This is a genomic window from Streptomyces sp. PKA51 (assembly GCF_057552455.1).
In genome coordinates, this window is record NZ_BAAJPZ010000012.1 from 207881 (window position 1) to 219673 (window position 11793).

General features: G+C 71.8%; 16 protein-coding genes. 11 read left to right on the forward strand and 5 right to left on the reverse strand.

What is annotated here, in order from left to right; translation table 11 throughout:
• Window positions 1-153: 153 nt before the first annotated feature.
• Window positions 154-852: a nitroreductase family protein gene (locus tag AC27L3_RS19575; RefSeq protein ID WP_487235327.1), complete on the reverse strand. Its 699-nt coding sequence runs from the start codon at window positions 850-852 to the stop codon at window positions 154-156.
• 113 nt (window positions 853-965) lie between these two features.
• Between AC27L3_RS19575 and AC27L3_RS19580 the strand changes: the two genes are divergently transcribed.
• From AC27L3_RS19580 to AC27L3_RS19595, 4 genes are all read left to right on the forward strand, one after another.
• Window positions 966-2111, forward strand: coding sequence for a GAF domain-containing sensor histidine kinase (locus AC27L3_RS19580; protein ID WP_487235328.1), 1146 nt, complete (start codon window positions 966-968; stop codon window positions 2109-2111).
• Entirely contained in the window at window positions 2104-2787 is a 684-nt protein-coding gene (locus AC27L3_RS19585) for a response regulator (protein WP_487235329.1), read from the forward strand. Before AC27L3_RS19580 ends, AC27L3_RS19585 begins: the two co-directional genes overlap by 8 nt.
• A gap of 166 nt (window positions 2788-2953) precedes the next feature.
• On the forward strand, window positions 2954-3193 hold the full coding sequence (locus AC27L3_RS19590; RefSeq protein ID WP_344436925.1) for a chaplin: 240 nt from the start codon (window positions 2954-2956) through the stop codon (window positions 3191-3193).
• 186 nt (window positions 3194-3379) lie between these two features.
• Window positions 3380-3718 carry a chaplin gene (locus tag AC27L3_RS19595; RefSeq protein WP_487235330.1) on the forward strand — a complete coding sequence of 113 codons (339 nt, stop codon included), beginning with the start codon at window positions 3380-3382 and terminating at the stop codon, window positions 3716-3718.
• An 83-nt stretch (window positions 3719-3801) separates the two neighbouring features.
• Here AC27L3_RS19595 and AC27L3_RS19600 read toward each other — a convergent pair whose 3' ends face one another.
• Entirely contained in the window at window positions 3802-4608 is an 807-nt protein-coding gene (locus AC27L3_RS19600) for a hypothetical protein (protein ID WP_487235331.1), read from the reverse strand.
• Between the two features lie 122 nt (window positions 4609-4730).
• On the opposite strand from AC27L3_RS19600, the gene AC27L3_RS19605 reads away from it, so the two are divergent.
• From AC27L3_RS19605 to AC27L3_RS19620, 4 genes are all read left to right on the forward strand, one after another.
• The gene (locus AC27L3_RS19605) at window positions 4731-5522 is read left to right on the forward strand and encodes an ABC transporter ATP-binding protein (protein WP_344436922.1); all 792 of its coding nucleotides are present in this window, start codon (window positions 4731-4733) and stop codon (window positions 5520-5522) included.
• Window positions 5523-5583: 61 nt separating this feature from the next.
• Window positions 5584-6006, forward strand: a complete 423-nt coding sequence (locus AC27L3_RS19610; RefSeq protein ID WP_487235332.1) for an NfeD family protein — start codon at window positions 5584-5586, stop codon at window positions 6004-6006.
• Between the two features lie 129 nt (window positions 6007-6135).
• Complete coding sequence (locus AC27L3_RS19615; protein ID WP_487235333.1) at window positions 6136-7089, forward strand: SPFH domain-containing protein; 954 nt, start codon at window positions 6136-6138, stop codon at window positions 7087-7089.
• Window positions 7090-7171: 82 nt separating this feature from the next.
• Window positions 7172-7939: a sulfite exporter TauE/SafE family protein gene (locus AC27L3_RS19620; protein WP_487235334.1), complete on the forward strand. Its 768-nt coding sequence runs from the start codon at window positions 7172-7174 to the stop codon at window positions 7937-7939.
• Window positions 7940-8232: 293 nt separating this feature from the next.
• On the opposite strand, the gene AC27L3_RS19625 is transcribed toward AC27L3_RS19620, so the two are convergent.
• Window positions 8233-8772, reverse strand: a complete 540-nt coding sequence (locus tag AC27L3_RS19625; protein ID WP_487235335.1) for a YbhB/YbcL family Raf kinase inhibitor-like protein — start codon at window positions 8770-8772, stop codon at window positions 8233-8235.
• 117 nt (window positions 8773-8889) lie between these two features.
• Here AC27L3_RS19625 and AC27L3_RS19630 point away from each other — a divergent pair, with 117 nt between their 5' ends.
• Both AC27L3_RS19630 and AC27L3_RS19635 read left to right on the forward strand, forming a co-directional pair.
• Window positions 8890-9315, forward strand: coding sequence for a guanyl-specific ribonuclease (locus AC27L3_RS19630; RefSeq protein WP_487235336.1), 426 nt, complete (start codon window positions 8890-8892; stop codon window positions 9313-9315).
• The gene (locus AC27L3_RS19635) at window positions 9312-9743 is read left to right on the forward strand and encodes a barstar family protein (protein ID WP_487235337.1); all 432 of its coding nucleotides are present in this window, start codon (window positions 9312-9314) and stop codon (window positions 9741-9743) included. Before AC27L3_RS19630 ends, AC27L3_RS19635 begins: the two co-directional genes overlap by 4 nt.
• Before the next feature lie 39 nt (window positions 9744-9782).
• Here the strand turns inward: AC27L3_RS19635 and AC27L3_RS19640 are convergent, their stop codons facing one another.
• The gene (locus tag AC27L3_RS19640) at window positions 9783-10565 is read right to left on the reverse strand and encodes a sporulation protein (RefSeq protein ID WP_487235338.1); all 783 of its coding nucleotides are present in this window, start codon (window positions 10563-10565) and stop codon (window positions 9783-9785) included.
• A 52-nt stretch (window positions 10566-10617) separates the two neighbouring features.
• Between AC27L3_RS19640 and AC27L3_RS19645 the strand changes: the two genes are divergently transcribed.
• Window positions 10618-11280, forward strand: a complete 663-nt coding sequence (locus AC27L3_RS19645) for a DNA-3-methyladenine glycosylase (RefSeq protein WP_487235339.1) — start codon at window positions 10618-10620, stop codon at window positions 11278-11280.
• A gap of 166 nt (window positions 11281-11446) precedes the next feature.
• On the opposite strand, the gene AC27L3_RS19650 is transcribed toward AC27L3_RS19645, so the two are convergent.
• On the reverse strand, window positions 11447-11793 hold a 347-nt coding region (locus tag AC27L3_RS19650), incomplete at its 5' end, for a hypothetical protein (protein ID WP_487235340.1).

Genomic DNA, 11793 nt, shown 5'->3' on the forward strand with positions numbered 1-11793 from the left:
TTCTTAAGCGCTGTTTACGCGTCCACTATGCCGCTTCGTACGTGATGTGCGTCCCATGAGCGGGCTCACACCGGGAGCGCTCCCGGGTCACCCGGTGTGCCTGTCCCCGCACGATGCGTTTGCGATCAGAAACGCTAGATCAGGAATGCTTGATCAAAATTCCACCAGTACTTGATCCAGGCTCTTGCGCACCAGGTCCGGCACCGTGCAGTCCGGCGCCGGATAGCCCACCGGCACCACCGCGAACGCCTTCTCGTTCACCGGCCGGCCCAGCACCTCCCCCAGGAAGCGCATCGGGCTGGGCGTGTGCACCAGGGCCGCCAGCCCCGCCAGGTGCAGCGCGGAGAGCAGCATGCCCACCGCGATGCCGACCGACTCGTCCACGTAGTAGTGCTTGCGCCGCTCGCCGTCCTCGCCCAGCCAGTACCGCTGCTGGAAGACCACGATCAGGGCGGGCGCGTCCGTCAGGTGCGGCTTGACCTCGTCCGTACCCAGCGGCCGCAGCGCCGCCAGCCACTCCTCGCCCAGCCGCCCCGCGTACGAGCGCCGCTCCTCCTCCTCGGCCGCCTCCCGGATCCGCCGCCGCACCTGCGGATTCTTGACCAGCACAAACGTCCACGGCTGCTGGTGCGCCCCGGACGGCGCCGTCGCCGCGCACGCGATCGCGTCCCGGATCACCTGCTCGGGCACCGGGTCCGGGGAGAACTGCCGCACGGTCCGGCGGCGCCCCATCCGCTCCCTCAGCTCGGCCGCACGGGCCAGCGACTCCTCGGCGGGCATCCGCTCGGGACGGTAGGGCACGGGTCGGTAAGGAGCGCCGTGCGTGGGCGTCCACTGCGTTGGTATAGACATGACCGGAGTCTGCCCGGGGCGACTCCCGGCCACTCCGGCCTAGGCCCACAGGACCAGGACCGGCCCCCCGCAGGCCCGATCCGCGCCCCGCGGCGGCTCGGTACGGTGCGCATATGACCAACGGCCCCCGCTCCGGCCTCACGGCCGTGAGCACCGCACTCCTCGCCATGAGCAGACATCTGGAGGTGCGCGAGGTCCTGCAGACCATCGTCGCCTCCGCCCGCGAGCTCCTCGACGCCCGCTACGCCGCCCTCGGCGTGCCCGACGACCACGGCGGCTTCGCCCAGTTCGTCGTCGACGGCGTCACCGACGAGGAGTGGAAGGCCATCGGCCCGCTGCCCCGCCAGCACGGCATCCTCGCCTCCATGCTCCAGGACGCCACCCCCCAGCGCCTGGGCGACGTCCGCAAGGACCCCCGCTTCGGCGGCTGGCCCGACGCCCACCCCGACATGCGCGACTTCCTCGGCATGCCCGTCGCCGACGGCGAGGAGATCCTCGGCGCCCTCTTCCTCGCCAACAAGAACTGCCCCGACCCCGCCGGCGGCTGCGCCTTCACCGCAGAGGACGAGGAGCTGCTGGGCGTCCTGGCCCAGCACGCCGCCATAGCCCTCACCAACGCCCGCCTCTACGAGCGCAGCCGCGAGCTGACCATCGCCGAGGAGCGCACCCGCCTCGCCCACGAGCTGCACGACGCCGTCTCCCAGAAGCTGTTCTCGCTGCGCCTGACCGCCCAGGCCGCCTCCGCCCTCGTCGACCGCGACCCGGCCCGCGCCAAGGACGCCCTGGGCGAGGTGGCCCGGCTCGCCGCCGAGGCCGCCGACGAACTGCGCGCCGCCGTCGTCGAGCTGCGCCCGGCCGGCCTGGACGAGGACGGGCTCGCCGCCACCCTGCGCGCCCAGGTCAAGGTGCTCGACCGGGCCCACGCCGCGCGCGTCACCTTCGCCGCCCACGGCGTACGCGCCCTGCCGGCCGCCCAGGAGGAGGCCCTGCTGCGCGTGGCCCAGGAGGCGCTGCACAATGCCCTGCGGCACTCGGGAGCCGGCCGGGTGGAGGTCGCCCTCACCCGGCTCGGCCCCGGCGTCGCCCTGCGCGTCAGCGACGACGGACGCGGCTTCGACCCCTCCGCCGTCCGCAGGGCCGGCCGCCACCTGGGCCTGGTCTCCATGCGCGACCGGGCCCACGGGGTGGGCGGCCGGCTGACCGTCGACTCCGCACCCGGCAAGGGGACCACGATCGAAATGGAGGTGCCCGGTGGCTGACACGTCCGGCCGGGAGCCCGGGGGGCGTCCCCCGGGAAAGCACGGCATCAAGGTGCTGCTGGTGGACGACCACCAGGTGGTCCGCCGCGGCCTGCGCACCTTTTTGGAGGTGCAGGACGACATCGAGGTCGTCGGCGAGGCCGCCGACGGTGCCGACGGCGTCGAGCAGGCCGAGCAGCTGCGCCCCGACGTCGTCCTGATGGACGTGAAGATGCCCGGCATGGACGGCATCGAGGCCCTGCGCCGGCTGCGCGAGCTCGGCAACGGCGCCCGGGTGCTCGTCGTGACCAGCTTCACCGAGCAGCGCACCGTGATTCCCGCGCTGCGCGCCGGCGCGGCCGGCTACGTCTACAAGGACGTCGACCCCGACGCCCTGGCCGGGGCCATCCGGTCGGTGCACGCCGGGCACGTCCTGCTGCAGCCGGAGGTCGCCGACGCCCTGCTGGCGCAGGAGGAGACCGGCGGCGGTCAGGGCCGCAGCAACGGGCTGACCGAGCGGGAGCGCGAAGTGCTGGCGCTGATCGCCGACGGGCGGTCGAACCGGGAGATCGCCCGGGCCCTGGTGCTGTCGGAGAAGACCGTCAAGACCCATGTCTCCAACATCCTGATGAAGCTCGACCTCGCCGACCGTACGCAGGCCGCTCTGTGGGCCGTGCGGCACGGAATGGGGGCCTGAGGACGCCCCGGCGCTGCGATCAGCGCGCCGACCGCAGATTCATGCGGTCGTGTGATAACCGGCCCGATGGCGCAACCCGAATGGCCCAGGCCCGTTCTCCATGGCGTAACCGCGGCGGCTGGCCGTGGCGACACTCTGGCAATACACCAGGAAGGTCATAGGAAGAGTGAACAACATCAAGAAGGCCGCTGCTGTCACGCTCGCCGTCGGCGGTCTCGCCCTCGCCGGTGCGGGTGCGGCCTCCGCCCACGGGCAGGCCCAGGCCGAGTCGAAGGGCAACCCGGGCGTGGCCTCGGGCAACGTCGTGCAGGTGCCGGTGAAGGTCGCGACGAACGCCTGCGGCAACACCGTCAGCGTGGTGGGCCTGCTCAACGGCACGCACGGCAACCTCTGCGTCAACGAGTAATCGGCTCCTCCCGCCCCCGGGCGTCGGCTCCGCACCCGGCGGAGCCGACATCCGGGTGGTGGTCAATCGTCCAAAAGAGGGCAAACACCGTCGATGGCCGTGCCGTCGGCGGCTCATTGGCGTTCATCGGTACAGGGCCCCGTGGCAGGGGTCGACAAGGTCAGTCATCAGAAGGAAGACCACCACATGAACAGTGCCAAGAAGGCCGCCCTCGCTCTCGCCGCGGCCGGCGTTGCCCTCGGTGCCACCGTCGTACCCGCCGCCGCCACCGACGACGACTTCAGCGGAGCGGGGGCCTCGGGCGTCGCTCAGGGTTCGCCGGGCGTCATCTCGGGCAACGTCATCCAGATCCCGATCGACATCCCCATCAACCTCTGCGGCAACACCATCGACATCATCGGGCTGCTCAACCCGACGTTCGGCAACACCTGCATCACCAACCCGCCGCGCGAGCACGTCCGCATCACCGAGCACGAGCACCACGGCGGTCACCACGAAGAGGGCCGTCACCACGACCGTCACTGACGGCGGCGCGCGCCACGACGACGCGCGTGCATCACGGCAGGGCCCCGCGGACGGCAGTCCGCGGGGCCTTCCCGCGCCCGCCGTCAGTCCCGGCGCCGCTCCCGCTCCTCCACGATCGCGTTGTACGCCGCCACCCGGGCCCGCCGCGCCGTACGCTCCACCGGCCGCAGCGCCGCCGCCCGCGCCGCGATCTGCGAGGCGCTCACCGCCGCACCGTGCTCGCGGCCCTCGCGGTCGCCGGGCTCGTACGCGATGGCGATCAGCGCCCCCACCCGCTGGGCCAGCTCCAGCACCCGTGCCGCCCGCGGCGGATAGCCCGGCGCCAGCACCTCGCGATTCCGCTCCGCCCGCGCCCGGTACGCCTCCAGGGCCGCCCGGGCCACCGGGCCCGAACCGGCCACGTCCAGCCGGGTGAGCACCTCCGTCGCCTCCCGCAGCGCCTCGGCCAGCTCCCGCTCCGCCTCCGACAGCGTCGGCGTGTCCGCCGGCGGGGTGTCCCGTACGGGCAGGCAGTGCCACTCCACCTCGGTGTGCACATCGCCCTCGGGCCCGGCCTCGCGGACCTCCGGCACCAGGCCCAGCCCGGCGCCGACCGCGATCACCGCCTCCTCGGCCTCCATCGCCCGGGCGTTGAACTCCGGCGGCCCGCTCAGGCCCAGGGGGTGCCCGGGCACCGGCAGCGCGAGCCGCAGCCCCGTCGCCCCCAGGGCGCGCAACCGGCCCAGCGCCAGGGTCAGGCCGACCGGGCCCGCCTCGCCCGGCAGGCCGGTCACGCGGTGGACCGCGTCACGTCCGGTGACGCGGTGGGCGGCGTCGTCCGGTGCGGCAAATCCGGCAAGCAGGGCATTTCCCCACGCGGTGAGGCGTCCTGAGCGGTGTTCGTCGAGCATGGCCACCAGCCTAAGGACTGCCACCCGCGACCAGTGGCGTAGGTTTTCTCTGGGGGTCACCCCAGGGGACTGCGCCGACAGGCGCAAGCGACGACGCGACTGCAATGGGAGACAAGGCGCTCATGAGCGATGTGCTGGAACTGGTGGACGTATCCGTGGTCCGCGAGGGCCGGGCTCTGGTGGACCAGGTCTCCTGGTCGGTCAAGGAGGGCGAGCGCTGGGTGATCCTCGGCCCGAACGGCGCCGGCAAGACCACCCTGCTCAACGTCGCCTCCAGCTACCTCTTCCCGACCAAGGGCACCGCCACCATCCTCGGCGAGAAGCTCGGCTCCGTCGACGTCTTCGAGCTGCGCCCGCGCATCGGCATGGCCGGCATCGCCCTGGCCGACAAGCTGCCGCGCAGCCAGACCGTGCTGCAGACCGTCCTCACCGCCGCCTACGGCATGACCGCCACCTGGCAGGAGGACTACGAGGAGGTCGACGAGCAGCGCGCCCGTGCCTTCCTCGACGTCCTGGGCATGACCGACTTCCTCGACCGCAAGTTCGGCACCCTCTCCGAGGGCGAGCGCAAGCGCACCCTCATCGCCCGCGCGATGATGACCGACCCCGAGCTGCTCATGCTCGACGAGCCCGCCGCCGGCCTCGACCTCGGCGGCCGCGAGGACCTGGTGCGCCGCCTCGGCCGGCTCGCCCGCGACCCGCTCGCCCCCTCCATGGTCATGGTCACCCACCACGTCGAGGAGATCGCCCCCGGCTTCACCCACGTGCTGATGATCCGCCAGGGCAAGGTGCTCACCGCCGGCCCCATCGAGCTCGAGCTCACCTCCCGCAACCTCTCGCACTGCTTCGGCCTGCCGCTGGTCGTCGAGCAGCGCGGCGACCGCTGGACCGCCCAGGGCCTGCCCCTGTCCTGACGGAGCCCGGCGCGGCCCTCGCGCCCTGCCGCCGGGCCGCGCACGCCCCTACCATGACCACGTGGACACGTGGGTGTGGTGGCTCGTCGCCGCCGTAGGGCTCGGCATTCCCCTGGTGGTCACCGCCATGCCGGAATTCGGCATGCTCGCGGTCGGCGCCGTCGGGGCCGCGGTCACCGCGGCCCTCCACGGCGGCGCCGTGGCCCAGTTCGTGGTCTTCGCCGTCGTCTCCGTCGCCCTCATCGCCGTCGTACGCCCCATCGCCAACCGGCAGCGCACCCAGCGCTCCGGACCGGCGATGGGCATCGACGCGCTGCGGGGCCGGCAGGCCGTCGTCCTGGAACGGGTCGACGGCAACGGCGGCCGCATCAAACTCGCCGGCGAGATCTGGTCCGCCCGCTCCCTGGACGCCGAGCGCACCTACGAGGTGGGCCAGCACGTCGACGTCGTCGAGATCGACGGCGCCACGGCCGTCGTCCTGTGACCACCGCCTCCGCGCGACGGCATGCCGACCGGACGCGCCCAACGCCTGCACGACGGCACCGTGTTCTGAAAGACTGATCAAGACCACGCACGACAACCGACGACACAGGCACGGGGAGCTGGAGCCACGATGGAACCGATCATCATCGTCCTGATCATCCTGGTGGTGCTCGTCTTCATCGCCCTCATGAAGACGGTGCAGGTCATCCCACAGGCCAGCGCCGCCATCGTGGAGCGCTTCGGCCGCTACACCCGCACCCTCAACGCGGGCCTGAACATCGTCGTGCCCTTCATCGACACCATCCGCAACCGCATCGACCTGCGCGAACAGGTCGTGCCGTTCCCGCCGCAGCCGGTCATCACGCAGGACAACCTGGTCGTCAACATCGACACCGTCATCTACTACCAGGTGACCGACGCCCGCGCCGCGACCTACGAGGTCTCCAGCTTCATCCAGGCCATCGAGCAGCTCACCGTCACCACCCTGCGCAACATCATCGGCGGCATGGACCTCGAGCGCACCCTCACCTCCCGCGAGGAGATCAACGCTGCCCTGCGCGGCGTCCTCGACGAGGCCACCGGCAAGTGGGGCATCCGCGTCAACCGCGTCGAGCTCAAGGCCATCGAGCCGCCCACCTCCATCCAGGACTCGATGGAGAAGCAGATGCGCGCCGATCGCGACAAGCGCGCCGCCATCCTCACCGCCGAGGGCATCCGCCAGTCGCAGATCCTCACCGCCGAGGGCGAGAAGCAGTCGGCCATCCTGCGCGCCGAGGGCGAGGCCCGCGCCGCCGCACTGCGCGCCGAGGGCGAGGCCCAGGCCATCCGCACGGTCTTCGAGTCCATCCACGCCGGCGACCCGGACGAGAAGCTGCTGTCCTACCAGTACCTCCAGATGCTCCCGAAGATCGCCGAGGGCGACGCCAACAAGCTCTGGATCGTCCCCAGCGAGATCGGCGACGCCCTCAAGGGCCTCAGCGGAGCCGTCGGCAGCTTCGGCTCCCGCCCCGGCCCCACCGGCGGCGGGGACGGCCCCCGGCCCGCCAAGGAGAGCCCGCGCCGCGAGCAGCCGCCCATCGACTGAGGCCCCGCCCTGCGGCAAGATCAGTGCGGCCCCCCGACCGGGCGACGGCGGGGAGGCGACACACTGATCGAAGGAGATGGCCTTGTCCATCTGGGAAGCCCTCGCGGTCTTCACCGCCGGCATCGGCGCCGGCACCATCAACACCATCGTCGGCTCGGGCACCCTGCTGACCTTCCCGGTGCTCCTTGCCACCGGCCTGCCGCCCGTCACCGCGAACGTCTCCAACACCCTGGGCCTGGTCACCGGGAACATCAGCGGCGCCATCGGCTATCGCCGCGAACTGCGCGGCCAGGGCCGCCGCATCGCCCTCTTCGGCACCACCGCACTCGCCGGGGGCCTCACCGGCGCCGCCCTGCTGCTCGCGCTGCCCTCCTCGGCCTTCGACGCGATCGTCCCCGCGCTCATCGGCCTCGCCCTGGTGCTCGTCGTCCTCCAGCCCCGCCTCGCCCGAGCGCTCGCCCGGCGCCGGGAACGCAACGGCACCGCGGCCCCCACCGACGGCGGCCCCGCCCTCCTCGCCGGCCTGCTGCTCTCCAGCGCCTACGGGGGCTACTTCGGCGCCGCACAGGGCGTGCTCTACCTCTCCCTCATGGGCGTCCTGCTCCACGACGACCTGCAGCGCATCAACGGCCTCAAGAACATCCTCGCCGTCGTCGTCAACGGCGTCGCCGCCCTGTTCTTCGTCTTCGTCGCCCCCGTCGACTGGACGGCCGTCCTGCTCATCGCCGTCGGCTCCACCCTCGGCGGACAGCTCGGCGCCCGGCTCGGCCGCCGCCTGCCGCCCACCGCGCTGCGCGCGGTCATCGTGGTCGTCGGCATCGTCGCGATCGTCCAGATGCTGCTGCGATAGCCACAGCAGCAGGCCACAGCAGCAGACCACCGAAGCAGACCACCGAGAAGGAGAACGCTCCGGGCCCTTTCCCCCGTGTCGAACAGGGCCCGGAGCGTTACGGCAGTGGGCGCGGCCGCCCGGCGTCGAAGCCGGACTCCGGCAGACGGCCGGCGCCACACACCTGCGCGCCGAACCGCCCCCGCCACTGCGGTACCCACTGCCCGACGGCGACGTGAGAAGCCGTCAGTCAGCAGGAACACTGTGCGATCCCGGGACGGTGCGGCGCAACGGAATTTCCGGCCCGCCCCGGCTCAGCCCCGGGCCGGGTTCTCGTACTCGCCGACCAACTGCGCCCGCCCCAGCGCGTGGAAGCGCAGGTGGAAGCCCACCACGGCCGGCGAGGCGGCCTCGTCCGGCCCGAGCTTCTCCTGGTCCACCGCATACACCGTGAACACGTACCGGTGCGGCCCGTCCCCCGGCGGCGGCGCGGCCCCGCCGAAGTCACGCGTCCCGTAGTCGTTGCGCACGTGCACCGCGCCCGCCGGCAGCCCCTTCATCCCACCGCTGCCCGCCCCCGCCGGAAGCTCCGTCACGTCCGCCGGGATGTCGAACAGCACCCAGTGCCAGAAACCGCTGCCCGTCGGCGCGTCCGGGTCGAAGCACGTGACGGCGAAGCTCTTCGTCCCCTCCGGGAAGCCCTCCCAGCGCAGGTGCGGCGAGACGTTGCCGGCCGAGAGCACCTGATCGTCCTTCAGCCGCGCCCCGGGAGCCACATCGTCGCTCACCACCTGGAACGAGGGCACCGGCGGATGAAAATCGTGAGGGAGCGGCCGTCGCTTCTGCTCGGACACCAGAAGACCTCCAATACACGCACGGACTGAAGGCGCCAGCCTAACGAGGGCCGGGCCGCACGCACTGCGACCATATGGAGCGTGCTTCATGTACTTCGACAATTCGGACGACGCGTCATGCGCCCGCTGACCGTCCTGCTGACCGCCCTACCGCTGCTGCTCCTGCCCGCCTGCTCGTCGGGCGGTCACCACAAACCGGAGCACCCCAGAACCCCCGCCGCCGGCGCACCGGCCCCGGCCGGCACGCCCTCCTGGGCCAAGGGCATGAAGACCGTCTCCCGGTCCGAGCTGCCCCCCGAGGCACGCCGTACCCTCGAACTCATCGAGAAGGGCGGCCCCTTCCCGTACGACAAGGACGGCACGGTCTTCGGCAACCACGAGAACCGGCTCCCCAAACAGGCCCGCGGCTACTACCACGAGTACACCGTGCCCACCCCCGGCTCACGCACCCGCGGCGCCCGCCGCATCATCACCGGGGAGCACACCGAGCGCTACTACACCAGCGACCACTACCAGACCTTCGAAGCGGTGGTGCAACCATGACCGGCACACTGCCCGCCCCCGGCCTCCCGGCCCTCCTCGCCGGCACCACACCCCCCGGCGTCTACCGCCTGCCGCCCACCGAGGCCCCCGCCGACGCCCTCGCCCTCGCCACCGAGGCCGACTGGCGCGGCGCCCACCTGCGCCTCGACGGCGTCCACGACAAGGCCGCCTTCCTCGACAGCTGCGCCCGCGACCTCGACCTGCCCGACTGGTTCGGCCGCAACTGGGACGCCCTGGCCGACTGCCTCACCGACCTCTCCTGGTGGCGCGAGACCGGAAAGCCGCACGGCTACCTGCTGCTGGCCGAGGACTGGGGCACCTTCCGCAAGTCCGCCCCCGCCGACGCCCGCACCGCGGAGGCGATCCTCACCGACGCCGTCGACTACTGGGCCGAGAGCGCCTCCCCGCTGGCCGTGCTCCTCGCCTGAGCCGCCGGGCCGCCGCGACCCGGCGGCCCGGCCCCGCGATCACAGCCAGTTGCGCTTGCCGCCCACCTCGGCCAGCCACTGGTGCAGATAGGCCGCCCAGTCCGTCTGCCCGTACGCCTGCAGGTCCACCGTGAACGAGCGGTACGTGTCGCTGCCCGAGCCGAACAGCCCCGGTTTCTTGTCCATCTCCAGCACCACGTCCATCTGCCGGTCGTCGGCCACGAACGACAGCTCCACCTCGTTCAGCCCCCGGTACTGCGCCGGCGCATGGAACTCGATCTCCTGGTAGAACGGCAGCCGCTGCCGCGTCCCGCCGATGTGCCCCCGCTCCAGGTCCGCGGCCTTGAACGCGAAGCCCAGCTGCCCGAAGGCGTCCAGGATCGCCTGCTGGGCCGGCAGGGGGTGCACGTTCACCGGATCGAGATCACTGGAATCCACCGCACGGGCGATGGCCAGGTGCGTGGTCACCCCCACCTCCATCCCGGTCAGGTGCCGCCCCAGGAACACCGTCACCGGCGTCTCCCACGGCACCTCCAGCGCGAACGGCACCGCGTGCACCGCACCCGGCTGCACCTCGAACGCCCCGCCCAGACGCACCCGGGTGAACTCGACGTCCTGCTTGTACTCCCCGTCGTCGCCCTCGACCTCGACCCGGGCCTGCAGCCCCACCGACAGGCTCTCGATCTGCTGTGCGACCGTCCCGCCCTGGATGCGCACCTCGCCCTGGACCACGCCGCCGGGCACCACGTTCTCCTCGAACAGCACCGTCTCGACGGACGCGCCGCCGGCCCCCAGGCTCGCCAGCAGCTTCTTGAACACCATCGTCATCCCTCCCGGAACCGTTTCCCGGTCCCTTCCACTACGCTCGACCGGCATGATCTGCGCGCCTGACCGTATGCCACTGCCCCGGGAGTTCTTCGACCGTCCCGTCCTGGAGGTCGCCCCCGAGCTGCTCGGCCGCACCCTCGTCCGCACCCTGCCCGAAGGCCGCATCGAACTGCGCATCACCGAGGTCGAGGCGTACGCCGGCGAGGCCGACCCCGGCTCCCACGCCTTCCGCGGCCGCACGGAGCGCAACGCCTCGATGTTCGGCCCGCCCGGACACGCCTACGTCTACTTCATCTACGGGATGTGGTTCAGCCTGAACCTCGTCTGCGGCCCCGAGGGCCACGCCAGCGGTGTCCTGCTGCGCGGCGGCGAAGTGATCGAGGGCCTCGACCTCGCCCGCAGCCGCCGCCCCAAGGCCCGCCAGGACCGCGACCTCGCCCGCGGCCCCGCCCGCCTGGCCACGGCCCTCGACGTCGACCGCACGCTCAACGGCACCGACCTGTGCGCCGGCGACGACGCCCCCCTGTCCGTCCTCGCGGGCACCCCCGTCACCCCCGACCAGGTGCGCAACGGCCCCCGCGTGGGCGTCGGCGGCGACGGCGCCCACCACCCCTGGCGCTTCTGGACCGACGGCGACCCCACGGTCAGTCAGTACCGCCCCCACGTGCCCCGCGACCGGTCCCGGACACGCGGCAAAGCCGGAGCTTGACTCTGCCGCGGCGACGGCCTAACGTAGGCAAGCCGCTTGAGACGGAGCCGCGCCGTGGGTGCGGACCGTTGGACGGCACAACCACTACTCCACGAGGACTATCCCGGACCGGGATGTGTTCCGCTGCGTCGAAAGCCGCATCGGAATACGTGCCGATCGACTCCGATTAGGAGCCGCCGGAGAAAGCCGCTAAAGTAGTGGACACCCCGCCGACAGGGGATTCGGAAAAGCTTTTCGAGCCGGAAACGGAACGGAAAACGATCTGATAGAGTCGGAACACGAAATACCGAAGGGAAGCGCCCGGAGGGCCCGGTGAAACGGGACCGAAGGAAGCGTCCGTTCCTTGAGAACTCAACAGCGTGCCAAAAGTCAACGCCAGATATGTTGACACCCCGTCCATCATCACGATGGATGAGGTTCCTTTAAAAGTCCTTCCGCGAGGAAGGCGCACAGCGAGGACGCTGTGAATGTCGAGCTTATTCCGCTCGATGTTCCGCTCTCGTGGTGTCGACC